Raw genomic sequence first — 23723 nt, forward strand, 5'->3', positions numbered from 1 at the left:
CTCAGATTTCCCCGAATCCGTTGCGTACCTGATCCGCCAGGAGCTCCACTGCCCGGGCCGCGTCAGGGCCGGTTGCGGTGGCGCTGAGGGTTTCGCCCGGCCGCAGGCCCAGGGTCATCAGCATCATCACCGATTTGCCGTCCACGCCGTTGATGGTGATCTCGGCGTCCAGGTCCGCCAGCAGCTGTGCGACGGCCGCAGCCGGACGGGCGTGCAGGCCCATCGGGTTAACCAGTGTCCATGCGCCGCTGGCGGTGTCCTCGGCGGCGGGCTCCGGCGCTGCGGCAGCACCGCTCCCGTCCGCGGCCGCCCCGTCTGCTGCCGCCGCACCGCCTGCAGCGGCGGAGGTTTGGCCGTCGGGGGCGGAGGAGGCGCCGGCGGCCTCCGCAGCCGCGGCAACGTCGGCAACGCGTTTACCGGTCTGCGCCGCTACGGCTGCGGCCACTGTGCCCTCCACCAGGGGCGCATCCGCCATCCGGACCCGCTGCTGCTGCTCGGGATCGAGGAATTCCAGGGCTGATTCGGCGGTCATCACGGCCGAACCCAGGTCGGTCAGCAGGACCGCACCGTCGCCGGAGTCCGCCGCGGCAATGCCGGCCATGATTTTCTCCAGGCTGGTGCCGATGCCGTCGTCGTCGGTGCCGCCTGCAGCTGCGATGGAAACATCGGCGGCCATCTGGGCTGCAAGTTCGCAGACCCCCTCGGCCAGCTTCCGGCTGTGCGAGACAACCACCAGGCCCACACTCACGCTGCCTCCTCCGCCGCCGAAACCGCCGCGTGCAGGATCAGCGCCGTGGAGGCGGCTCCGGGGTCCAGGTGCCCGGCACTGCGTTCCCCCAGGTAACTGGCCCGTCCCTTGCGGGCGACGAGCGGCTCGGTCCCGGCCAGTCCGGCTTCGGCGGCGTTCGCGGCGGCGGTGAGGATCTCCACCGGACCGGAGCCAGCCCCCTGAGCCGTAACGGCGGCGTCGACGGCGGGCGTCCAGGCGTCGATCATGGTCTTGTCGCCGGGTTCGGCCTTGCCGCGGGCAACAATTCCATCCCGGGCCGCCGTCAGGACAGCCACCGTTTCATCCGGGCCGAGGGCGGATGCGCCGCCCGCCGCAGTGGCGGCACGCAGGAACGCCGTGCCGTACAGCGGTCCTGCGGCGCCGCCCACCTTGGACATCAGGGTCATGGCCGCCGTCTTGAACACCGCTCCGGGTGTTTCCGGCGCCCCGTCGGCGTCCAGCTTCTCCACTACCGCGGTGAATCCGCGTTCCATGTTCTCGCCGTGGTCGGCATCGCCGATCTCCCGGTCCAGGGTGGTCAGCCGCTGCCGGTTCTCGCTGAGGGCGGCGGCGCTGAGGCGCATCCATTTATCTGCCCAGGCTGCATCCAGTGCCATTCCTATACTCCCCACCGCAGTGCCGGGGTGTTCACCGGCGAGTCCCACAGGTCCGTCAGCTCGTCGTCCAGTCGCAGGACAGTCACCGACGCTCCCTCCATTTCCAGGGCGGTGATGTAGTTGCCCACCAGGGAACGCTCCACGCGGGCACCTCTGTCCGCCAGGATTTGGGCGGCCCGACGGTACACGATGTACAGCTCGCTCAGCGGAGTACCGCCCATCCCGTTCACGAAGAGCAGGACCCGGTCCCCGGAGGCGACCCCAAGGTCGTTCAGCACCGGTTCCATCAACTGGTCCGTAATGGAATCGGCGGTGGTCATGGGGACCCGGTGCCGGCCGGGTTCGCCGTGGATGCCTACGCCCATTTCAATTTCGTCTTCAGCCAGGGTGAAGCTCGGCTCTCCGGCGTGCGGCACGGTGCACGGCGCCAGCGCGACCCCCATGGACCGCACGTTCGCGTTCACCCGCTCGGCGATCTCCGCCACCTTGCCCAGATCGTCACCCCGGTCCGCAGCTCCGCCCGCGATCCGCTCCAACAGCACGGTCCCGGCCACGCCGCGCCTTCCCGCGGTGTAGGTCGAGTCCTCCACCGCGACGTCGTCGTTCACCACCACCGTGCGGATGTCGATGCCTTCGACGCCGGCCAGTTCGGCAGCCGTCTCGAAGTTCAGGATGTCGCCGGTGTAGTTCTTCACTATGAGCAGGACACCGGAACCCGAGTCACTCTTCACGATGGCCGGCAGGATCTGGTCCGGTGTAGGGGACGTGAAGACCGCTCCGGGGACAGCCGCCGTGAGCATGCCCCGTCCGACGTACCCGCTGTGCAGGGGCTCGTGGCCGCTGCCGCCGCCGGAGACCAGCCCCACCTTGCCCTGGACCGGAACGTCGCGCCGGAGGACGTAGTCCGGGTCAAGATGGATCTCAACGAGGTCATGGTGGGCCAGCCCGAACCCTTCCAACGATTCGGCCACCACCGAGCGGGGATTGTTGATGAGTTTCTTCATGTCGCCGGGCTCCTTCGCGGTCGGACTCCAGGGCCCTGCGGGCGTGCCAAGGCTCCTCTCCCCACCGACCCTACCCGGGCCGGAACGAGTGCAACAGGGGTCCGCACGCCTGAAGACCCCGGCCCGCTCCGGACACAAAAACCCGCTCAAGGCACGAAAAAGCGGGAGGGGCGAACCCCTCCCGCTTCGGCGCTTAAGCCCTACTTGCCCTTGAAAGCGTCCTTGACGTTTTCTCCGGCGTCCTTCAGGCTCGACTTGGCCTGGTCGCCGTGGCCTTCGGCTTCCATGCTTTCGTTCCCGGTGGCCTTGCCTACGCCTTCCTTAACCTTGCCGCCAAGGTTTTCGGCCTTGTTCTGCATCTTGTCATCTGCGCCCATTGCTGAACCCGCTTTCTGATCGTTGATGATGCTAAGTACCCTGACTTTATCCAGTTAGGAAAGGAAAACGCCAGCACAGCAGCCTCCGTTCCTCTCTCTGCGAACGCCCAAGGGGCCGCCAAGAGACTAGAACGAGCGGATCATCCGCGTGTTTCCGAGGGTATTCGGCTTGACCCGGGCGAGGTCCAGGAATTCGGCAACACCTTCATCCGAGGAGCGCAGCAGCTCGGAATAGACCTCGGGATCCACCGCCGACTGGTTGGCCATTACGGCAAATCCGTGCCGCTGGAAGAACTCCACTTCAAAGGTCAGGCAGAAGACCCGGGTGACGCCGATTTCCACCGCATCGGCCAGCAGCTGTTCCAATAGGCGGTGGCCGATGCCGCTGCCGCGCAGGGCCGGATCCGCAGCCAGCGTGCGGACTTCGGCGAGGTCTTCCCACATCACATGCAGTGCGCCGCAGCCGACAATCTGCCCTGCAGCGTCCTCGGCAACCCGGAATTCCTGCAGCGCTTCGTAATAGGCCACCGCCTCCTTGGCCACCAGGATCCGTTCCTCCGCCAGGGGAGCAACGAGTGCACGGATGGCGGGAACATCGGAAGTACGTGCGCGGCGGATGGTGATGGCGGGTACGGAAGTCACCGGCCCAGTCTAGGACGGCCGCGGTGGCTGAGCCCAAACTACGCGGCCCCAGCCGGACGGACGCGCTTAACACGGAAGGACCCGGCGGTGCGCCCGCCGGGTCCTTCCGTGGTCCTGCAAGGTGATGCTAGTCGCCGACTCCGGCCTCGATGGCCGATGTGGCTTCCTCGATCGCCTTCGGAACGCCGCTGCCGACGAAGGTGAACTTCGCTTCGTCGCCTTCGCCCTCGACGTCCACCGAGATGGCCTCGCCGGGCTTGAGTTCGCCGAAGAGGATCTTCTCGGAGAGCTGGTCCTCGATTTCGCGCTGGATGGTCCGGCGCAGCGGCCGGGCACCCATGGCGGGATCGTAGCCGCGCGTTGCGAGCAGCACCTTGGCGGCCGGCGTGAGCTCGATCGTCATGCCCCTGTCGGCCAGGCGCTGGCTCAGGCGGTCCAGGAACAGGTCCACGATCTGGACGATCTCTTCCTGGGTCAGCTGCGGGAAGACCACGGTGTCATCAACACGGTTGAGGAACTCGGGGCGGAAGTGCTGGCGCAGCTCTTCCGTGACCCGTGCCCGCATCCGGTCGTAGCCGGTCTTCGTGTCCGTGCCGGACTGGAAGCCGGTCATGACGCCCTTGGAGATGTCCTTGGTACCAAGGTTGGTCGTCATGATGATGATGGTGTTCTTGAAGTCCACCATCCGGCCCTGGGCGTCGGTCAGGCGGCCGTCTTCCAGGATCTGCAGCAGCGAGTTGAAGAGGTCCGAGTGGGCCTTTTCCACTTCGTCGAACAGCACCACGGAGAACGGACGGCGGCGGACCTTCTCGGTCAGCTGCCCGCCTTCTTCGTAGCCCACGTATCCGGGAGGAGCACCGAACAGACGAGAAACGGTGTGCTTCTCGGCGTATTCGGACATGTCCAGCGTGATGAGGGCATCTTCGTCACCGAACAGGAACTCGGCAAGTGCCTTGGCAAGCTCGGTCTTACCGACGCCGGTGGGACCGGCGAAGATGAACGAGCCGCCCGGACGCTTGGGATCCTTCAGTCCGGCCCGCGTACGGCGCATGGCCTGCGAGATGGACTTGATGGCCTGGTCCTGGCCGATGACGCGCTTGTGCAGTTCGTCCTCCATCCGCAGCAGGCGGGTGGATTCTTCCTCGTTCAGCTTGACCACCGGGATGCCGGTGGAGTTGGCCAGAACCTCGGCGATGAGTTCCTCATCCACCTCGGCTATGTCATCCAGGCCGCCGGACTTCCACTGGCGTTCCTTCTCCGCGCGCTGGTCCTGGAGCTTCTGCTCCTTGTCGCGCAGGGAGGCGGCACCTTCGAAGTCCTGGGAGTCGATTGCGGACTCCTTCTCCATCTTCAGGGCCGAGATCCGCTCGTCGATTTCCTTCAGCTCCGGCGGGGCAGTCATCCGGCGGATGCGCAGGCGGGCGCCGGCCTCGTCAATCAGGTCGATCGCCTTGTCCGGCAGGAACCGGTCACTGATGTACCGCTCGGCCAGCGTTGCCGCGGAAGCCAGTGCCGCATCGGTGATGGAGACGCGGTGGTGCGCTTCGTAGCGGTCACGCAGGCCCTTGAGGATCTCGATGGCGTGTGCCACCGAGGGCTCGGCAACCTGGATCGGCTGGAAGCGGCGCTCCAGCGCGGCATCCTTCTCGATGTGCTTGCGGTATTCATCCAGCGTGGTGGCACCGATGGTCTGCAGCTCGCCCCGGGCCAGCATCGGCTTCAGGATCGAGGCGGCGTCGATGGCGCCTTCGGCGGCACCCGCACCCACGAGGGTGTGGATTTCGTCGATGAACAGGATAATGTCGCCGCGGGTGCGGATTTCCTTGAGGACCTTCTTCAGGCGTTCCTCAAAGTCGCCGCGGTAGCGGGAACCGGCAACCAGCGAACCCAGGTCCAAGGTGTAGAGCTGCTTGTCCTTGAGGGTCTCGGGCACGTCGCCGCGCACGATCGCCTGGGCCAGGCCCTCGACGACGGCGGTCTTGCCGACGCCGGGCTCGCCGATCAGGACAGGATTGTTCTTGGTCCTGCGCGAAAGCACCTGCATCACGCGTTCCATTTCATGCTCGCGCCCGATCACCGGGTCGAGCTTGGAATCACGTGCGGCCTGCGTCAGGTTGCGTCCGAACTGGTCCAGCACCACGGACCCGGCCGGCTGGCCTTCCTGCTGCTGGCCACCGGTGGAGACGGGCTCCTTGCCCTGGTAGCCGGAAAGCAGCTGGATGACCTGCTGCCGGACACGGTTCAGGTCAGCACCAAGCTTGACCAGTACCTGCGCGGCAACGCCTTCACCTTCGCGGATCAGGCCGAGCAGGATGTGTTCGGTGCCGATGTAGTTATGGCCGAGCTGCAGGGCTTCACGGAGCGAGAGCTCCAGCACCTTCTTGGCACGCGGGGTGAAGGGGATGTGACCGGTCGGGGCCTGCTGGCCCTGACCGATGATCTCCTGCACCTGCTCGCGGACAGCACCAAGCGAGATGCCCAGGGATTCAAGGGCCTTAGCAGCGACACCTTCACCCTCATGAATGAGCCCAAGCAAAATGTGCTCGGTGCCGATGTAGTTGTGGTTGAGCATGCGGGCCTCTTCTTGGGCAAGCACGACAACGCGACGGGCACGGTCGGTAAATCTTTCAAACATGAGGCACACTCCTAGCTAACGCGTAATTCGATGCTACGTGCCCCAGGGGTGCAATAGGAGCTTGTTCGCCGTGGGCGTGAGACTAAGCGGTACGCCTAGCCCTGCGCTGCGCGGTAGGCGTCGATGATCTCGCTGTTGACCCGGCCGCGCTCGGAAACGGTGTAGCCGTTCTTGCGGGCCCATTCGCGGATCTGCGCTGCTTCATTGCTGCGGGCTGATCCCGAGCTGCGCGGACGCCCGGTGCGGCCGCCCACCTTGCGGCCTGCATCAACATAGGGCTTCAGTGCATCGCGGAGAGTTTTCGCATTGTCTTTTGACAGATCAATCTCGTACTGTGACCCGTCCAGGGCAAACCGTACGGTCTCATCCGCACTTCCGCCGTCGACATCATCGACGAGAATGATTTTTACCTTTTGTGCCATGACAGGCTCCTAAGCAGCTAAAAATGGGAAGACTAATTATGAGACCACTTAGAGTATGACCCAATTAGCAAAGCCCCGTCAAAGTACTTGGCTATTTATTGTCTTCTTCGCCCGGATTCTTCAAAGCTTCATGGGCTACACTCTGGTCAGCTTCCCGCTCCGCTTCGGCCAAGGCCTGCCGCTCCGACCTGTCCGAGTTAAGCAGGGCCCGCATCACGAAATAAAAGAGAGCTGCAACACAAATTGAGGGGAGAAGTACTTCTATATATTCCATGGCTAACCCATTTCCGGCTTTAGGAGGGGGAACAGAATTGTTTCCCTGATTCCCGTATTCGTGAAAAGCATCACAAGGCGGTCAATTCCGAGGCCGATACCGCCCATGGGCGGGGCGCCGTATTCCAGTGCCCTCAGGAAGTCTTCATCCAGGGCCATGGCCTCGTCATCGCCGCCGGCGGCGAGCAGTGACTGCTCGGTCAGGCGCTCACGCTGGATGACCGGGTCGATCAGCTCGGAGAAGGCCGTGCCGCGTTCCATGCCGCCGATGATGAGGTCCCATGCTTCGATGAGTCGCGGATCGTTGCGGTTCGGCCGGGCAAGCGGCTGGGCCGAGGGCGGGTAGTCGTAGACAAAGGTCGGCTGCAGCAGCGTCGGCTCCACAATCTCGCCGAAGAGCTCAATGACCAGCTTTTCCGCGTCCCACTTCGGATCCACCTTCACGCCGTGCTTTTCCGCAATGTCCCGGAGCACTGCGGCATCGGTATCCGGGGTGATTTCCGTACCCACCGCTTCGGACAGTCCCGGGTACACAGCCAGCCAGCGCCACTCGCCGTCGAGGTCGATGGTGCCGGCGGCGGTTTCAATCTTCCTGCTGCCCATCAGGTCGGCGCAGTGCAGGATGATCTCCTTCATCCGCTCGGCCATCACGAACTGGTCCGCGTACGCCTCGTAGCATTCCAGCGTGGTGAACTCGGGCGAATGCGTGGAGTCCACGCCCTCGTTGCGGAAGATGCGTCCGATTTCAAAGACTCGCTCGATTCCGCCCACCACCGCGCGCTTCAGGTACAACTCGGTGGCAATGCGCAGGGTCATCTTCTGGTCGAAGGCGTTCAGGTGCGTTTCGAACGGCCGCGCGGCGGCACCGCCGTGCACCAGCTGCAGCATGGGGGTTTCCACCTCCACGTAGCCGTGGCCGTGCAGGGTGTCCCGGACGCCGCGGATGATGGCCGCACGCTTGTAGACCATGTCGCGGGCTTCGTCGCGGACCATCAGGTCCACATAGCGCTGGCGGACCCGGGTTTCCTCGCTCAGTCCGGCGTGCAGCACCGGTAGCGGCCGCAGGGCCTTGGACGCCATCGACCAGGACTGGGCCATTACGGAAAGCTCGCCGCGGCGGGAGGAAATGACCTCGCCGCGGATGTAGACAATGTCGCCCAGGTCCACCAGGGACTTCCAGTCCGCGAGGGATTCCTCGCCGACGACGGCGAGGCTGAGCATGGCCTGCAGCCGGGTTCCGTTGCCCTCCTGCAGGGTGGCGAAGCACAGCTTGCCGGTGTTGCGGATGAACACCACGCGCCCGGTCACGCCCACGGTCTCGCCGCTGGCTTCATCAGCCTGCAGGTGGCCGAATTTCTCGCGCACTTCCTTCAGCGAGGAGGTGCGTTCCACCCCTACCGGGTAGGCCTCGTCCCCGCGGTCAATCAGCCGCGCACGCTTCTCGGCACGGATGCGCATCTGTTCGGAGGTGTCTGCGGCTTCGGGAACGGGGTTAGATGTGGTCACGGTTGTTAAGTTTACAGAGCAAAGCACCGCTTCCGGTCCTGCACTCCATGCGCCCGCAGGGGTACGCACGGAGTACAGGTGGTTTTGCTACGGAAGCAGCGTGTTGTCGATCAGCCGCACCGGTCCGACCCGTGCAGCCAGCAGCGCCAGCGCATTCCCGTCCAGCGGCCGGCCGGGGGCCTGCGCGAGGGGTTCCAGGGTCTGCGGGTCCACCACCTCGAAGTAGTCCAGTTCCACTCCGGGCTGCGCCGAGACGAGCTCGACGGCGTCGGCCAGGTCCAGGGGGCTGCCCGCCGCGGCGCGTTCCTTCAACAGGTTCAACGCCCGGGACAGGACCAGCGCCGCCTGCCGCTGGCCTGCATCGAGGAAGCGGTTCCGGCTTGACTCGGCGAGCCCGTCCTCCGCCCGGACAATCGGCACGGCGGTGACCTCGACGTCGAAGTTGAGGTCCGAGACCATCCGCCGGATCAAGGCCACCTGCTGGGCGTCCTTCTGCCCGAAGTAGGCGCGGAAGCGTGCCGGCACCGGCGGCGCTGCCAGGTGGAAAAGCTTGGCGACCACGGTCAGCACGCCGTCAAAGTGCCCGGGCCGGACGGCCCCCTCCCAGCGGGTGCCCATGGTGCCGGCGCTCATCCGCACAAGCGGCGCACCGCCGGGATACATTTCCTCCTCCGACGGGGCGAAAACCAGGTCCACCCCGGAGCGTCCCAGGAGCTCCATGTCCGCGTCGAGGGTGCGGGGGTAACGCTCCAGGTCGGCGGGGTCGTCGAACTGCAGGGGGTTGACGAACACCGAGGCGGTGACGACGTCGTTGTCCGCCCGGGCGGCGCCCATCAGGGAGGCATGCCCTTCGTGCAGGGCGCCCATGGTGGGAACCAGCGCGAGGGTGGGGATGCGGGAGGGATGGGCGGCTGCTGCTTTTTCCAGCAGTTCCGTTGTGGCGGAACGCAGTTCGGCGGCGGTGGTAACGAGGCGGGGGGTATTCAACGCTGTCCTTCTATTGTCTGTTTATCTACGGTTGCCGGGGGTCAGGGTTCTTCGGGGTCCAGCCGCAGGGCGGCCAGGATGGCTTCGCCCTGCTGCGGGGTAAGCAGTCCGCGGTCCACGGCCCGGGAGGCGGTGGCCGCGGAGAGTGCGGCATACGCGTCGCGGACGTCTTCGGGACCGGCGTCGGCAAGGGCACGCGCATGCGCGGATACGGTGCCGACGTCGCCCCGGGCCACCGGTCCGGTGAGGGCACCTTCGCCGGAAGCCAGGGCATTCTCCAGCGAGGCCCGCATCAGCGGGCCCAGCAGCCGGTCCGGATGTTCGACGCCGATGCCGGCCAGCACCTGCGTGGACTGGGAGGCGAGGGTGACCAGGTGGTTGGAGGCATGGGCGAGGGCTGCGTGGTACAGCACGCGGTCCGCTTCGTCGATGACCACCGGCTCCGCCCCCATTTCCACCACCAGCGCCTGGGCGATCGGCAGGACGGCTGCAGGGGCGCTGACGCCGAAGGAACAGTCCGCCAGCCGGGTCAGGTCCAGGCTCATCCCGGTGAACGTCATCGCAGGATGCAGGGCCAGCGGGATGGCACCCGCAGCCCGGGCTGGTTCGAGGATTCCCGTGCCGAACCGTCCGGAGGTGTGGGCAACGAGCTGGCCCGCCTGCCAGGCCCCCGTTGCGGCCAGTCCGGAGACCAGTGGCTCCAAGGCATCGTCCGGCACGGCGAGCAGGACCAGTTCGGAGCGTTCCACAATGTCGGGGATTTCAAGGACCGGTACGCCGGGAAGGAGGTTTTCGGCGCGTTCACGGCTGGCGTCGGACACGGCGGAAACTCCGACCACGGCGTGCTCGGCTGCGCGCAGGGCAGCGCCCAGGACGGCACCGACCTTGCCCGCACCGATAACGCCGATGCCCAGGCGGCCCCGGCGGCGGCGTTCTTCGGCGCTGGCAGACTCAGCGGTGTTCATGGGGAGGCTCCTCCTTGGAGACGGGTGCTGGAGAAACAGGGGTGGACGTCGGGGCGGCCGGGGCAGGGTCCGGGGCGGACTTCGCCAGGGACGGTCCGGTCCCGCGCATCCATTGTTCGGGCAGGTCCCGGCGGCGGGCTGTCCGGGCACGCAGCGCCTGTTCGTGGAGCAGTTGCCCGGCGGCGGCCGCGTCGATTTCCACCACCCGCGGGGACACCGGTCCGGGTGTGGAGTGCAGGACCAGGTCCGCCAGGCGCAAACGGCGGGCGACGGGACCCTGTTCCAGGGCGAGCGACTGGGTCCTGCTGTGCGGAACCACCTGAAGCGAGCGCCACAGGAATCCGTGCCGGGACAGGAGTGCGGTTTCCGTAACCAGGTAGCCGTTCCGCCGTCGGGACAGCGGGGACAGCCAGCGGGCGCGCCTCGGTGAAACGGTGAAGCCCGCTGCCGTGCCGGTTCCGTTCATACCTGCGGTGAATACTCCCACCGGATCATCGGTTCCGGGATCGGGGACCACCAGGGCCAGCATCCGCAGCACCTCCTCCGAGGTGCCCGCGGGCAGTAGCCGGGTCCGGGCGGAGGATTCGCTGTCGGCGCCCGCTCCGTACCCGGCAACGTTCACGGAGATCGAATACCACCCGGTGATCCGCCACAGCGGCGGCTGCCGAACCGCCAGGGCCTGGATCCGGCCCGGCGGTACGGTCTGTGCACGGGTGTCCAGCAGTCCCGAGCGGATCCGGATCCCCTCCCGGGACACGGAAGCACGGAAGTTGAACCCAGAGCTGAACAAGCCCCAGTACGCACTTCCGAAACCGAAAATGACCGGCACCATGGCTGCGATGGACGCGGCCTCGCCCGTGAGCGACGTCAGGACAATCACTCCTGCGACGGCAAGCAGCAGGAAGACGGTGGTTCCGGACAGCAGGACGGAGGCAATCACGCGTCCGGCCGAGAGCGCCAGGACCTGCTGTTCGCCCGGCACCGTTGCGTCGGCGGCGCCGCTGCCCTCGTCCGACTGCTTTGCGTCGGCACCGGAGGCATCCTCGAGAATCCGTGCCCGCAGCTGTTGGGCGTCCGCCAGGCGGAGGAACGCCAGGCGCACCGCCGACTCACCGGCGTCGGCTACCTCAAAGCGCAGTTCGGCCAGCCCGAAAATCCGTGCGAGCAAGGGCTGGACAATGTCGATGGCCTGCACCCGGTCCAGCCGGGCCTGGCGTTGGCGGCGCACCACCACGCCCGAACGCACCCGAATGTGATCAGGGGTGAGCTGGTAGCGGGTAAACCACCAGGACAGGAAGAAGGCGCCGGCGATAACCACCAAGGAGATCCCCAAGGCCAGGACCGTCCAGAACAGCGCCCTGCCCGCGGGCAGCTCCATGCCGCCGCCGGAAAACCCGGACTCCACCTGGTCCCTGCCGACGAAATAAGCCAGGGCGGCCAGGGCGATCCAGCCGCGGACCAGCGGGGAAACCGGATGCACCCGCTTCCATTCGGGTTCCGGCAGGCTTGCCGGAGTGAGGCCGGCGGTTTCGCGGTCCTCGCCCGGGCCCCGGGCGGCACCGGCAGTCACAGCCCGGCCAGCTGCGCTTCGCCGCGCGCGGACAAATGCTCCCGCAGGCGGGCACCCTCGTCAGCCGGCAGTCCGGCAATGCCGGCGTTGGTTCCCGGGGCTGCGGTATGGAGTTTCAGCGTGCACAGCCCGAAGGCCCGCTCCAGGGGGCCGACCGCCACGTCCACGTACTGCATCCGGCCGTAGGGAACCACGAGGGTGCGCTGGAAGAAGATGCCCCGGCGAAGCAGCAGGTCCTCGTTGCGTTCGGCGTAACCGATCGCCCGGACTTGGCGGGGAAGCAGGAGTCCGCGCCACAGCAGCGTCACGGTAAAGAAAACGGGCAGCCCCCATGCCAGCCACGCTGGGTATCCGGGCCAGATCCCGGTGAGGCGCAGCACCAGGGGAAGGCCTGTCACCAGCAGCGTGATGACGGTTTCAATGCCCCAGCTCACCAGACGCAGCCGCAGGTATCTCGGCGAAACGCGCTGCCACTGCACTGCCGCGGGGTCGATTGCCTCGCTAGGCATACTCTCCTCCATCGCCTGTGTCCTCCCCCGCCGCGCTGCCCGGGCCGTCCTTGTCCTCGGGCGGCAGTTTACAGAACCGCTCCACGGTGAGTCCCGTGGCAATCATCAGTATGCCGCCGGCGCTGACTGCCAGGGAGGACCAGGTGGCCGCATGTCCCGGGCGCAGCGACCACAGGGGCAGCTGGGTGAGGAAGACGGCGGCATGCCAGCCAAGCAGCAGGGCACCGGCGTATGCCAGGGCCTGCGCCAGGACAACCGTCCTGGCGGCGGCAATGGGGTCCAGCCCGCGGTCCCGCCGGCCGTTGCGCCAGCTGCGCACCCGCAGTCCGAGCACGAGGGTGGCACAGGCCACCAGGATGATGGCCACCAGCGCCACCGCGCTCAGCACGGGTGCGGGATAGCCGTTTTGCGTCAGGAACGAGTTTGCGGCCCAGCCCACCAAGGCGGTAGCGAGGCCGATGACGGCCAGCCACCGGTAGCGGATGGTGGTCACCGGCTCATTCTCCTTCGAAGATTTCGAGTCCGGGAAGGTCCTCGGCACGGGCCGCCAGGTCGGCCACCGACTCGGCGCCCAGCCGTGCATCCGGTTCCATCCACGCCCACGGCTGCAGGACAAAGGCACGGGATGCTGCGCGGGGATGCGGGATGGTGAGATCCTCATCATCCAGGCGCAGGTCACCGTAGGTGATGATGTCGACGTCGAGGGTGCGCGGCCCCCAGCGGACAATGCGTTCGCGGTGGTGGCGTGCCTCGACCGCCTGGCAGTGTGCCAGCAGGCTGTGCGGTTCGAGGTCGGTTTCGACCGCCACCACCAGGTTGAGGTAGTCCGGCTGCTCGGGACCGCCGACAGGCCGGGTGCGGACCACGGGGGAAACCGCGCTCAGCCGTACCTGCGGGTGGTCGGCAAGGTCGGCCACCGCTGTGGAGAGCGTGTCCCGGCTTTCGCCCAGGTTGCTGCCGAGGGCGAGGATCGAATGCACTGCGCTCATCGGCGTTCCCGGTAAACGGTCACGGCAACGTCGCCGAATTCCACCGCAATCGGCGCTTTCGGCTTATGCACCGTGACCTCCACGGCGGTGAGGACGGAGAAGCCGGCCAGCACGGCGTCGGCAATCCTGCCCGCCAGCGCTTCAATTAGGTTCAGCGGCTCGCCGGTGATGACGTCCACCACCCGCTCGGCCACCTCCCCGTAATGCGCGGTCAGCGTCAGGTCGTCGGTGGCCGCCGCAGGTCCCAGGTCGGTGAAGAGGACCAGGTCCACAATGAAGGGCTGGCCGTCCCGGCGTTCCTCGGGGAAAACACCGTGGTAACCGGTGGCCGTGATACCGCTGAGGGTAATCCGGTCCCGCTGCAATGCTCCGCCGGCGGCTGTGCCGGACATGGAGGTAGTCGGCATCTGCCTATCCTTTCCAGGCTGAGGTGACTTTGACCGCGTCCAGGCTGGCCGGCACGTTGTGCACGCGCACCGCCCAGACACCTGCCGATGCCGCCAGTGCGGAGACGGCTACGGTGGCGTTGTCGCGTTCCAGCGGCTGGGCCGCCTTTCCGTAGCTGGTCAGCAGGGAGCCCAGGAAACGCTTGCGGGAGGCCCCCACCAGCACGCGGTGGCCCAGGGCGCCGAAGCGGTCGAGGCCGCGCAGCAGTTCCCAGTTCTGTTCGGCATTCTTGGAGAATCCCAGACCCGGATCCAGGATGATCTGTTCCGGCGCGACGCCAGCGGCGTAGAACCGGTCGCGGACCTTCAGCAGTTCGGCAGCCACCTCGTCGACGACGTCGGCGTAGCTGGCGTTGGGGTCGTTGCTGCGGACGTTGCCGCGGCTGTGCATCAGGATGTAGGCGACGCCGGTGCGGGCAACGAGGCCCGGCATGTCCGGATCGGTTTCCGTACCCGACACGTCATTGACGATTGCGGCACCGGCGGCAACGGCCTTTTCCGCCGTGGCGGCGTTCATGGTGTCGATGCTGACGAGGGCACCGGCGCGGACCAGCGCCTCGATCACCGGCAGGACCCGTTCCTGCTCTTCCTCCGGGGAAATCCGGACGGAGTCCGGCCGCGTGGACTCACCGCCGACGTCGATAATGTCCGCGCCTTCGTAATGCATCTTCAGCCCCGCGCGGATTGCCGCGTCGGTATCGGCGAACTGTCCGCCGTCGCTGAAGGAATCCGGGGTGACGTTGAGGATGCCCATGACCAGGGTGCGGTCAACGGGCAGGTCGGCGAGAGTCCGTGCCTTTCGGGCCGGGCGCACCACGGGAAGCGGTGAGGTTGCCGGTCCGGTGCCGGGTGCGGCAGCGAGTGAATCCATGGTGGTCCTATCGTCCGAGTATCAGGCTCATTGCTTCTGCGCGGGTTGCGGTTTCACGCAGCTGGCCGCGGACTGCCGAAGTCACGGTCTTGGCGCCCGGCTTGCGCACGCCGCGCATCGACATGCACAGGTGCTCGCATTCAATAACAACTATGGCACCGCGGGGGGAAAGATTGGTCATCAGTGCGTCCACGATCTGCGTGGTCAGCCGCTCCTGGACCTGGGGCCTGCGGGCGTACACGTCCACCAGGCGGGCGAGCTTGGACAGGCCGGTCACCTTGCCCTCGTGGGAAGGGATGTAGCCAATGTGCGCGCTGCCGTGGAAGGGCACCAGATGGTGTTCGCAGGTGGAGTAGAAGGGGATGTCCTTGACCAGGACCATTTCCTCGTGGTCCAGGTCAAAGGTCGTGGCCAGCAGATCCGAGGGGCTCTGGTGCAGCCCGGCAAAGATCTCCGTGTAGGACTTGGCCACCCGGCTGGGCGTTTCCCTTAACCCGTCGCGGTCCGGGTCCTCCCCGATAGCGAGGAGGATCTCCCGGACCGCACGTTCAATCCTTGGCTGATCCACCGGCGAATCCGCTGCTGCGCCGCGGGTCAATAGGTCGTCATCGAAATCCGTCACTGCTCGATCCTACCGCGCCCGGACTTTGTTCCCCGGCGGTACCGGGCGGCCGCCTGGCCGCCCGGCCCCTAGGCCTCCGGGGGCGTGGTCCCGTTCCCGGAGTCTCCGCTCCGGCCGGAGTGGGTGCCGTTCCCGCTGCTCTGCGGCAGCCCGTTGCTGGACACATCAAAGTCCTGCGGGATGTCGGCGTCGGCAATCTGGTCCTGCGGGGCAACCGAGGCCGGATCCGGTGCGCCGATTTCCTTTGCTTCGCGGCGTTCCTTCGGGGACACGACCGGCGGAATGCTGTGCACGGGGCGGGTGGGCTTGGACAGCCAGACCTCCCGGACATCGCGCTTGCGCACGTCGGAGAAGACCTCGGCAATTTCGGCCTGGTTCAGCGTCTCGCGTTCGAGCAGTTCCAGGGCCAGCCGGTCCAGGACGTCGCGGTTCTCAGTGAGGATCTGGTACGCCTCGTCATGGGCGTTGTCCAGCAGGCGCCGGACCTCCTCGTCCACCACGTAGGCAACCTGGTCGGAGTAGTTGCGTTCCTGGCTCATGTCCCGGCCCAGGAACGGCTCGCCGCCGCCGGAGCCGAGCTTGACCGAACCGATCCGTTCGCTCATGCCGTACTGGGTGACCATCTTGCGGGCCGTGGACGTGGCCTTTTCAATGTCATTCGAGGCACCCGTGGACGGGTCGTGGAAGACAATCTCCTCGGCGACGCGGCCGCCCATGGCATAGGCCAGCTGGTCCAGCAGCTCGTTGCGGGTGACCGAGTACTTGTCATCCTGCGGCAGGACCATGGTGTAGCCCAGGGCCCGGCCGCGCGGCAGGATGGTCACCTTGGTGACGGGGTCGGTGTTGCGCAGGGCCGCAGCCACCAGGGCATGGCCGCCCTCGTGGTAGGCGGTGATCTTGCGTTCGAGTTCCTTCATCACGCGGCTGCGCTTCTGCGGACCGGCGACCACGCGGTCGATGGCCTCGTCCAGGGCGCGGTCATCGATCAGGTCGGCATTGGAACGGGCGGTCAGCAGCGCCGCTTCGTTCAGTACGTTGGCCAGGTCGGCACCGGTGAAGCCAGGCGTCTTGCGGGCCACGGTCTCGAGGTCGACGCCGGGTGCCATCGGCTTGCCCTTGGCGTGGACCTGGAGGATGTGCAGGCGGCCCTGCATATCGGGGGCCTCCACACCGATCTGGCGGTCGAAGCGGCCCGGGCGCAGCAGTGCCGGGTCCAGGACGTCGGGCCGGTTGGTGGCGGCGATCAGGATGACGTTGGTGTTGCCGTCAAAGCCGTCCATTTCCACCAGCAGCTGGTTCAGGGTCTGCTCACGCTCGTCGTTGCCGCCGCCTACACCGGCACCGCGGTGGCGGCCGACGGCGTCGATCTCGTCCACGAAAATGATGGCCGGGGCGTTGGACTTGGCCTGTTCGAAGAGGTCCCGGACGCGGGAGGCACCGACACCCACGAACATTTCGACGAAGTCCGAACCTGAAATGGAGTAGAACGGCACGCCGGCCTCGCCGGCGACGGCGCGGGCCAGCAGCGTCTTACCGGTGCCGGGAGGGCCGTACAGCAGTACGCCCTTGGGGATCTTGGCACCCACGGCCTGGAACTTGCCCGGATCCTGGAGGAATTCCTTGATTTCGTGGAGTTCCTCCACGGCTTCGTCCGCGCCGGCGACGTCCGCGAAGGTCACCTGCGGCATGTCTTTGTTCGTCAGCTTGGCCTTGGACTTGCCGAACTTCATGACCTGGGATCCGCCGCCCTGCATGCGGGACATCAGGAACCAGAAAATCAGGCCGATGATGATGAACGGCAGGAACAGGCCCAGGAAGCTGGTGAACCAGTTGGTCTGCACCGGCTGGTCGGTGAAGTTTGCCCCGGAATCGTTGACCGCCTGGACGATTTCCTCGCCGCGGGCAGTACCGAAGTAGAACTGCACGTCGCTGGTGCCTTGATCCTTGGCAGCATCGTCCTTCAGGGTCAGGTCGACCCGCTGCTCGCCGTCGTAAATCTTGGCCTGCGTGACATCGGAGCCCTTAAGCAGCTCCAGGCCTTCCTTGGTGTCCACCTGCTTGGCGCCGCTGCCGGAAAGGCTCGAAATGATGATCATAAGAGCGGCTACTGCCAGCGCGATCCAAATGAGCGGGCCCTTGAAGAAGTTCTTGGATTTCATTCGTCGTCAGGGCTTATGCCCCGTCCCTCCTGGTCAACAACGCTGGTGTGCGCGGAATTTACCTACTAGCTATACACGGTCCCCCAGAAGAACACGGTCCGGGGAGGGGATTAGTTCCCTCAGGGCGTAGAGCTTCCGTGACGGTCCCCGCAAAGGGAAGGGAGGAAACGGGGCGTTGCCGTTATTCGTAAACGTGCGGCGCGAGGGTGCCGATGAAGTCCAGGTTGCGGTAGCGCTCGGCAAAGTCCAGGCCGAAACCGACCACGAACTCGTTGGGGATTTCATAACCGACATACTTAACGTCGATTTCCACCTTGGCTGCATCGGGCTTGCGCAGCAGGGTGCAGATCTCCACGCTGGCAGGGCCGCGGGATTCCAGGTTGGTGCGGAGCCAGGAAAGCGTCAGGCCGGAATCGATGATGTCCTCGACAATCAGCACGTGCTTGCCGAGCAGGTCCGTTTCAAGGTCCTTGAGGATGCGGACGACGCCGGAGGACTGTGTGCCGGAGCCGTAGGAGGACACTGCCATCCAGTCCATGGTGACGTGGCTGTGGAGGGCGCGGGAAAGGTCTGCCATGACCATGACGGCGCCCTTGAGCACGCCGACCAGGAGGACGTCGCGGCCTGCGTAGTCGCGGTCAATTTCGGCCGCCAGTTCCGTGATCCGGGTTTGGATCTGTTCCTTGGTGTAGAGAACGTGCTTGAGATCTGACTGGACGTCGTGTGAATCCACGAATGACTCCCGGGTGCGAAGTGTTGCAGCTTGGATGTTAGGTGCTGCTCTTTTTCCTAAAAACAAGATTGCCATAGCTTGAGGCACCGTGGTGAACGGCTGCGGCCCGCGGCTGGCGGTAAACGCTGACTTTCCCCACCAGCTGGACCGGCCCGGCAGACCCGGTGCGGCGCAGCAGCGACTGCACGGCCGCGAGCCGCTCGTAGCTGGGCTGTGCCCCGCCCAGCGCGAGCGCGGCGAGGGCCAGGACACGCTGGCGGACGGCGGGGGCAAGGTCCCGCAGCTGCGCTTCCGGCAGCAGGATTTCGTCGGATTCCTGCCCGCCGCCTGCCGGGGCGGCGGCCCGCAGGGACTCGAAGGTCCGCGCCGCCACGTCGTCCAGATAGTCGGCATCCGCAGCGAGGATGCGTGAGGAACGGAACAGCGCTTCGGCGATCCCTGGGCCCAGCTTTTCCTCCAGGAACGGCAGCACCTCGGTACGGACCCGGGACCGGGCGTAGGCGGGATCCTGGTTGCTCGGGTCATGCCAGGGCTCCAGCCCGGCATGTGCGCAGATTTCCAGCGTCTGTTCCCGGCGCAGGCCCAGGAACGGCCGCAGGTATTTGCCGCGGACGGCGGGCATGCCGGCCAGTGAACGCGTGCCGGAACCGCGCATCAGGCCCAGCAGCACCTGCTCGGCCTGGTCATCGAGGGTATGGCCCAGCAGTACGGCGGCAGCCCCCAGTTCATCCACGGCGGCGTCCAGCGCGGCGTAGCGGACGCTCCGGGCGGCCGCTTCGGGGCCCATGCCCGAGGCAGGAACGTCCACCTTCCGCACCAGGACCGGATTCAGTCCCATCCGTTCCAGCGTGTCCCGGGTCCGGGCGGCGACGTCGGCGCTGCCCGGCTGCAGGTCGTGGTCTACGACGACGGCGCCCACCCGGTAGTCTCCGCGGCGGGAGAAGAACGAGGCTGCCAGCGCCAGGGCCAGCGAATCGGGCCCTCCGCTGCAGGCGACCAGAACCAGCGGCGGACGCTCCCCGCCCGGGTTCAGCCCGGCGTCGCGCAGGCTGTCCCGGATGCTGTTGCGGGCGTCTCCCAGGGTCGGAAGGAGCCGTTTGCGTACCCGCGGTGCGGGGCGGGAAGGGCCGCCGGCAGCAGTGCCTCCGGTGGAAGCGGTGAGGTCTTCGTCGAGCACGTTCGGTTACAGTCCCATCCGGGTAATCCATAGGTCCGCGGAGTGGATCTCCGCTTCGGTCGGGAGGTTTTCGGGGCGCTCCCACACCCGGTTGAATCCGTCCATGCCCACCTGGTCGGTGACGGCCCGGACAAAGCGCGCTCCGTCGCTGTACTGGCGCATTTTCGCATCCAGCCCCATGATCTGGCGGAAGAACCTGTCAAGCCAGCCGCGTCGGGCGCCCCGGTTGTTGAACCGCTGCCGGATGGTCCGGACGCTGGGCACGATGCTCGCGTCAACGGCGTCCATGACCACGTTGGCGTGGCCCTCCAGGAGTGACATGACGGCGGTCAGGTGGGAAAGGCGTTCCTTGTCCTCCGGATCCTGCAGCAGCGAAAGCAGGTCCACGGACTTGGCGGGCACCCCGTCGGCGTCCAGTCCGCCCTTGGGGGCAGTCAGTGCCTTCACCGCGGAGCCCAGCCGCTCCGAAATGGTGGAGGCCTTGTCCATCATGCCGTTGGAGAGCTGGCTGATCTGCTCCAGCATGTGCCCGCGCAGCCATGGAGCGGCGGCGAACTGGACCCGGTGTGTCTGTTCATGGAGGCAGACCCAGAGGCGGAAGTCTGCGGGCTCCACGTTCAGCTCGCGTTCCAGCGTGACGATGTTCGGCGCCACCAGCAGGAGCCGCCCGCCGGGTTTGCCGACGCCGCCCAGGGCGGCAAAGGGATCGTACTGGCCCAGCACCTTGCTGGACAGGAAGGCAAGGATGGCGCCGAGCTGGGCTCCGGTCATGGTGCCGCCGAGCGCCGTGTTGGCTGCGGCCAGCTGTTCCGGCCGGGTTTCGGCCAGGTGCTGCAGGGCCGGACCCATCAGTACGGAGAAGCTCTGGGAGTTCGCGCGGGCCCAGGACGCGCGGTCCACGATCAGCACGTCCGAATCCCGCAGGTCGCGGGCGGCTTCCAGCCCGGTGATGCGGTGGACGTGCGCCACGGAGGCATCGGCGGCAGCACGCAGGTCCGCCACGGCCTCGCGGATCTCGCGGGCGGACATTTTCGGTCCCGGAGCCACCATGGCCGAGGCAGTGGAGGCGGCCAGGTCCCAGTTCACCAGCGGCGGCGTGCCGTCGGCGGCGGGCCCGGCGGGAACAGGGGCGGGACGGCTTCGCTTATTGCTCTGCATTGCTCCATTCGACCACATTGGCTTCTTGCTCCACACCATCCCGGGGGAAGTGGCTCCCCGCGGTCGGGGTCCGGGCAGTATTACCGGCACCCGCACCCGGCCAGCACCGCCGCGGCGGCGTCCACGGCGTCCCGGGCCTGCCGGGTATTTCCTTCCAGTCCGCTGGCAATGAAGGTGAAGGCAAGGACCCGGCCGTCGGCGTCGGCGGCGTACCCGCTCAGCGAGGTGACGGCCAGCAGGGTGCCCGTCTTGGCCCGCACGATTCCCGCAGCACCGGCATCGGCGCTTCCGTCATAGCGTCCGGCCAGTGTTCCGCTGAGTGCGGCAACGGGCAGGCTGCCTGCCACCGCCCGCAGATCGGAGTCCGTCGTGGTCAGCAGGATGCGCATCAGCGAGGTCAGCTGGGCTGCGGACACCGAGGTTTCGCCGGCCAGGCCGCTGGTGTCTGCGAGCGCCATCGAACCGGTGTCCACGCCAAGGGCGGACACCTCCGCCGTGACGGTTTCAATTCCCCCCGCAAAGGACGCCTCCCGGCCCGTAGCTGATGCGCTGAGCCGGGCCAGCACTTCGGCCAGGTAGTTGTCGGAGGTCAGCAGCATGTGCTCCACCTGCTCGGCCAGCGTCGCCGAACGGATTTCCGCGAGGGCATCGGTCCCGTCTGCAGCGGTGCCGCGTTTCACCTGCGGCTCTACGTCGATGCCCTCGGACGCGAGTGCGGCAGCGAGCGCGGAACGGTAGGATTCGGCGGCGGACAGCGCGGCGTCGTCGACCCGGGGGCCCGGGCCGCTGCCCTCCTGCGCCCAGGCCGAACTGACGGCCAGGGAATGGATCGGCGCGATCTCACCGGCCTCGACGTCGGCCTCCCCCCAGGCAGCGGAGAGCGCCGGGCCGGTGAACAGCGAGTCATCCACCAGGACCTGCACCGGGCCGGGAGTCCCTTCCGCGGCAAGCGCCGCCGCGGTCCGCTCCGCCAGGGTGGCCAGTCCGGCATGGCCTGCCACCGAGTCCGGGTCCGAAGCTCCCGCGGTCAGCAGCACATCGCCGCCGCCGCGCAGGACGACTGTTCCGGGTTCCTTTCCGGGCAGCACCGTCGTGGAAAACCGGGTGCCGCCGTCCATGGCGGACAGTGCCGCGGCGGCCGTCAGGACCTTGAGGCTGGAAGCGGGGGCCAGCCCCGCAGCCCCTCCGCGCTCATAGAGCACGGCGCCGGTGAGCGCATCCTGCACCACTGCCGAGAAAGTGCCGCTGCCCTCCACGGCCAGCTCGGCGTCGAGAAGGCGGCCCAGCTGCTCCGGGTCCGGCATCGGATCGGATGCCTTCGGCGCGGACACGTATCCGCCGTCCGGCAGCGCCGTCGGTGCCTGCTGGTGGCGGGGCACCACCTCGGCCCGCTGCAGCGGCGGTTCGGCCAGGGACTGCGCAATCGGCGGGAGGACATAGCAGGCCAGCGGAACCAGCAGCACTGCGAAAGCCAGGGCCAGCAGCGCGCCGGAGAACATCCGAGACATGTCCCACCGACTCTTTCATTTCCGCCGGGGTGTCCGGCCCGTTTCCGGCCTGCGCACGATCGGTGCACAGGACATATATCTTTAAGACTAGACCGACGCCGGCATCTGCCCCGACCTATTGCGGGGCATGCCGGCGCATGATCGACAGCCAGTCTTTCCAGTGGTTCCTCCGCGGGCCACGCCAGTGAGGAGTCGCAATGCCAGAAACGCCCATGAAGCTCGACGTCACCATCGAGATCCCCAAGGGATCCCGGGTCAAGTACGAGATCGACCACGAGACCCACCGCCTGCGCCTGGACCGCATCCTGTTCACGTCCATGGCCTACCCCACCCACTACGGATACTTCGAAAACACGCTGGGTGAAGACGGCGATCCGCTGGACGCCCTGGTCATGCTGCAGGACTTCGACCTGATGCCCGGCGTCCTGGTGGAATCCCGGCCCATCGGCGTGTTCAACATGGTGGATGACGGCGGCGGAGACGCCAAGGTCCTGTGCGTTCCCGTGGACCCGCGCTTTGACCACATCCAGGACATCTCGGACGTGTCCGACTACCTGCTGGATGAAATCAAGCACTTCTTCACCAAGTACAAGGACCTGGAGCCGGGCAAGTGGGTTGAAGCCGCTGATTGGGCCGGACGCGAGGACGCCGAAGCCGAGGTCAAGGCCTCCCTGGAGCGCTTCAAGGTACACGGCGAAGGGCATGAAGAGGACGAGGCCCAGGGCCGCGACGTCGACGCCAATCCCGTCAACAACTAGTTCTTCCTATCGGCTCGGCCGGTACGACGGCGGCTGTCCCCTGCGGGGGCGGCCGCCGTCGGCGTTTAATCCCGAACCGTCAGTTGCCGCGGGCCCGTCGCCGCGCCCACGCGCGCAGGTCTCCCGCGTGTGTCCTGGCGGGGAAAACCGCCACCAGGACGGCAACCGCCAGGACGACCCAGCTGGAGGTGAGCCAGGCCACCCAGAGACCCAGCAGGATAACTCCCGCGCCGAACAGCAACGGCATCACTGAGGGTCGGTCCGGTCCGGGTTGCCGGGGTGGGCTGCTGGTCATGCGGCCGACTATACCGGCATGGCCGAGCCGGCAGGTTTTCCTGCAGGGCGCGGGCCGCAATCGGTTGTTTTCCGGGTCGGTCTGACATGCTGATGCCATGCATTTTGTGCTGACCATCAACCAGCGGGACTCCCGGGAGGTCGGGGACCTGGTTCCGGACCTGATCCGTTCCCTGCGGCACCTGCCGGCCGAAGTGCCCTTCCAGCGCACCGTCGGAGACGAGGCCCAGGGTGTGCTGGGTGATGCCGCCACTGCCGTCGAGGCCGCGCTGGCGGCCATCCGGCAGCGGCGCTGGCACGTAGGCATCGGGGTGGGTGAACTGCAGGTGCCGTTGCCCGCGAACCTCGAGGAGGCGCACGGCTACGGGCTGGTCTACTCGCGGCGGGCCGTGGAACGCGCCCAGCGCACCGGGGACCGGATCCCGCTGGCCGTGGAAGGACCGGACGCGGAACTGGCAGCCGAGGCCGAGGCCGTTTTGCGGCTGCTGGGCCTCATTGTCGCCGCCCGGACCGAGGCGGAATGGAAGGTCCTGGACCTGATGACCCCGGGAGCGCGCGGGCAGCAGAAGTTCGTCGCCCAGGAACTGGGCATCACCGCGCAGGCCGTCAGCAAGGCAGTGGTCCGGTCGCACTGGAGCGAGGAATGGGCCACCCGCCCGGCCGCTGCCCGGCTGCTGGGCCTGGTTTACGGCCCGGCCTCGCTTCCGCCGGCTTCGCTCCCCTACGCCTAAC

Annotated in this window: 26 protein-coding genes; 2 read left to right on the top strand and 24 right to left on the bottom strand. The window is 66.9% G+C overall.

The features are described from left to right. Position 1: 1 nt before the first annotated feature. From dhaM to dacB, 23 genes are all read right to left on the bottom strand, one after another. On the bottom strand, positions 2-748 hold the full coding sequence (gene dhaM / locus AC5RT8_RS08580) for a dihydroxyacetone kinase phosphoryl donor subunit DhaM (RefSeq protein WP_494095292.1): 747 nt from the start codon (positions 746-748) through the stop codon (positions 2-4). Then, a complete protein-coding gene (gene dhaL / locus AC5RT8_RS08585) occupies positions 745-1386 on the bottom strand; it encodes a dihydroxyacetone kinase subunit DhaL (RefSeq protein ID WP_494095293.1) in 642 nt (213 codons plus the stop codon). The genes dhaM and dhaL overlap by 4 nt, the downstream gene beginning before the upstream one ends. Before the next feature lie 2 nt (positions 1387-1388). Next, positions 1389-2390, bottom strand: coding sequence for a dihydroxyacetone kinase subunit DhaK (gene dhaK / locus AC5RT8_RS08590; RefSeq protein ID WP_494095294.1), 1002 nt, complete (start codon positions 2388-2390; stop codon positions 1389-1391). Positions 2391-2590: 200 nt separating this feature from the next. Beyond that, positions 2591-2767 (bottom strand): CsbD family protein, encoded by a 177-nt coding sequence (locus AC5RT8_RS08595; RefSeq protein WP_230025589.1) that lies wholly within the window; start codon positions 2765-2767, stop codon positions 2591-2593. 126 nt (positions 2768-2893) lie between these two features. Beyond that, positions 2894-3409, bottom strand: coding sequence for an amino-acid N-acetyltransferase (locus tag AC5RT8_RS08600; protein ID WP_494095295.1), 516 nt, complete (start codon positions 3407-3409; stop codon positions 2894-2896). A gap of 127 nt (positions 3410-3536) precedes the next feature. Beyond that, a complete protein-coding gene (locus AC5RT8_RS08605; protein WP_494095296.1) occupies positions 3537-6044 on the bottom strand; it encodes an ATP-dependent Clp protease ATP-binding subunit in 2508 nt (835 codons plus the stop codon). Positions 6045-6139: 95 nt separating this feature from the next. Next, positions 6140-6466 carry a histone-like nucleoid-structuring protein Lsr2 gene (locus AC5RT8_RS08610; RefSeq protein WP_494095297.1) on the bottom strand — a complete coding sequence of 109 codons (327 nt, stop codon included), beginning with the start codon at positions 6464-6466 and terminating at the stop codon, positions 6140-6142. A 91-nt stretch (positions 6467-6557) separates the two neighbouring features. Further along, complete coding sequence (locus tag AC5RT8_RS08615) at positions 6558-6740, bottom strand: hypothetical protein (RefSeq protein ID WP_494095298.1); 183 nt, start codon at positions 6738-6740, stop codon at positions 6558-6560. A 2-nt stretch (positions 6741-6742) separates the two neighbouring features. Beyond that, a complete protein-coding gene (gene lysS / locus AC5RT8_RS08620; protein WP_494095840.1) occupies positions 6743-8197 on the bottom strand; it encodes a lysine--tRNA ligase in 1455 nt (484 codons plus the stop codon). A gap of 135 nt (positions 8198-8332) precedes the next feature. Next, a complete protein-coding gene (gene panC, locus AC5RT8_RS08625; RefSeq protein ID WP_494095299.1) occupies positions 8333-9232 on the bottom strand; it encodes a pantoate--beta-alanine ligase in 900 nt (299 codons plus the stop codon). Positions 9233-9273: 41 nt separating this feature from the next. Next, positions 9274-10197, bottom strand: coding sequence for a Rossmann-like and DUF2520 domain-containing protein (locus tag AC5RT8_RS08630; protein ID WP_494095300.1), 924 nt, complete (start codon positions 10195-10197; stop codon positions 9274-9276). Beyond that, positions 10184-11767, bottom strand: a complete 1584-nt coding sequence (locus tag AC5RT8_RS08635) for a PH domain-containing protein (RefSeq protein ID WP_494095301.1) — start codon at positions 11765-11767, stop codon at positions 10184-10186. Before AC5RT8_RS08635 ends, AC5RT8_RS08630 begins: the two co-directional genes overlap by 14 nt. Continuing rightward, positions 11764-12276: a PH domain-containing protein gene (locus AC5RT8_RS08640; RefSeq protein WP_494095302.1), complete on the bottom strand. Its 513-nt coding sequence runs from the start codon at positions 12274-12276 to the stop codon at positions 11764-11766. The genes AC5RT8_RS08635 and AC5RT8_RS08640 overlap by 4 nt, the downstream gene beginning before the upstream one ends. Next, entirely contained in the window at positions 12269-12769 is a 501-nt protein-coding gene (locus tag AC5RT8_RS08645; protein ID WP_494095303.1) for a DUF3180 domain-containing protein, read from the bottom strand. The genes AC5RT8_RS08640 and AC5RT8_RS08645 overlap by 8 nt, the downstream gene beginning before the upstream one ends. 4 nt (positions 12770-12773) lie before the next feature. Next, positions 12774-13265 carry a 2-amino-4-hydroxy-6-hydroxymethyldihydropteridine diphosphokinase gene (gene folK / locus AC5RT8_RS08650; RefSeq protein ID WP_494095304.1) on the bottom strand — a complete coding sequence of 164 codons (492 nt, stop codon included), beginning with the start codon at positions 13263-13265 and terminating at the stop codon, positions 12774-12776. Further along, positions 13262-13672: a dihydroneopterin aldolase gene (gene folB / locus AC5RT8_RS08655; RefSeq protein WP_494095305.1), complete on the bottom strand. Its 411-nt coding sequence runs from the start codon at positions 13670-13672 to the stop codon at positions 13262-13264. The genes folK and folB overlap by 4 nt, the downstream gene beginning before the upstream one ends. Positions 13673-13676: 4 nt before the next feature. Further along, positions 13677-14582: a dihydropteroate synthase gene (gene folP, locus AC5RT8_RS08660; protein ID WP_494095306.1), complete on the bottom strand. Its 906-nt coding sequence runs from the start codon at positions 14580-14582 to the stop codon at positions 13677-13679. Positions 14583-14589: 7 nt separating this feature from the next. Next, positions 14590-15204 carry a GTP cyclohydrolase I FolE gene (gene folE, locus AC5RT8_RS08665; protein ID WP_494095307.1) on the bottom strand — a complete coding sequence of 205 codons (615 nt, stop codon included), beginning with the start codon at positions 15202-15204 and terminating at the stop codon, positions 14590-14592. Between the two features lie 68 nt (positions 15205-15272). Further along, on the bottom strand, positions 15273-17363 hold the full coding sequence (ftsH, locus tag AC5RT8_RS08670) for an ATP-dependent zinc metalloprotease FtsH (protein WP_494095308.1): 2091 nt from the start codon (positions 17361-17363) through the stop codon (positions 15273-15275). Between the two features lie 181 nt (positions 17364-17544). Next, the gene (hpt, locus tag AC5RT8_RS08675; protein ID WP_227912540.1) at positions 17545-18096 is read right to left on the bottom strand and encodes a hypoxanthine phosphoribosyltransferase; all 552 of its coding nucleotides are present in this window, start codon (positions 18094-18096) and stop codon (positions 17545-17547) included. 37 nt (positions 18097-18133) lie between these two features. Next, positions 18134-19156, bottom strand: coding sequence for a tRNA lysidine(34) synthetase TilS (tilS, locus tag AC5RT8_RS08680; protein WP_494095841.1), 1023 nt, complete (start codon positions 19154-19156; stop codon positions 18134-18136). Between the two features lie 123 nt (positions 19157-19279). Further along, positions 19280-20431, bottom strand: a complete 1152-nt coding sequence (locus AC5RT8_RS08685; protein WP_494095309.1) for a zinc-dependent metalloprotease — start codon at positions 20429-20431, stop codon at positions 19280-19282. An 80-nt stretch (positions 20432-20511) separates the two neighbouring features. Then, positions 20512-21939: a D-alanyl-D-alanine carboxypeptidase/D-alanyl-D-alanine endopeptidase gene (dacB, locus tag AC5RT8_RS08690; protein ID WP_494095310.1), complete on the bottom strand. Its 1428-nt coding sequence runs from the start codon at positions 21937-21939 to the stop codon at positions 20512-20514. 212 nt (positions 21940-22151) lie between these two features. Between dacB and AC5RT8_RS08695 the strand changes: the two genes are divergently transcribed. After that, complete coding sequence (locus tag AC5RT8_RS08695) at positions 22152-22697, top strand: inorganic diphosphatase (RefSeq protein WP_494095842.1); 546 nt, start codon at positions 22152-22154, stop codon at positions 22695-22697. Between the two features lie 79 nt (positions 22698-22776). Here the strand turns inward: AC5RT8_RS08695 and AC5RT8_RS08700 are convergent, their stop codons facing one another. Continuing rightward, positions 22777-22992, bottom strand: coding sequence for a hypothetical protein (locus AC5RT8_RS08700; protein ID WP_494095311.1), 216 nt, complete (start codon positions 22990-22992; stop codon positions 22777-22779). 97 nt (positions 22993-23089) lie between these two features. Here AC5RT8_RS08700 and AC5RT8_RS08705 point away from each other — a divergent pair, with 97 nt between their 5' ends. Continuing rightward, a complete protein-coding gene (locus AC5RT8_RS08705; RefSeq protein ID WP_494095312.1) occupies positions 23090-23722 on the top strand; it encodes a hypothetical protein in 633 nt (210 codons plus the stop codon). Position 23723 lies beyond the last annotated feature (1 nt).

Source organism: Arthrobacter sp. Ms25 (genome assembly GCF_059090365.1).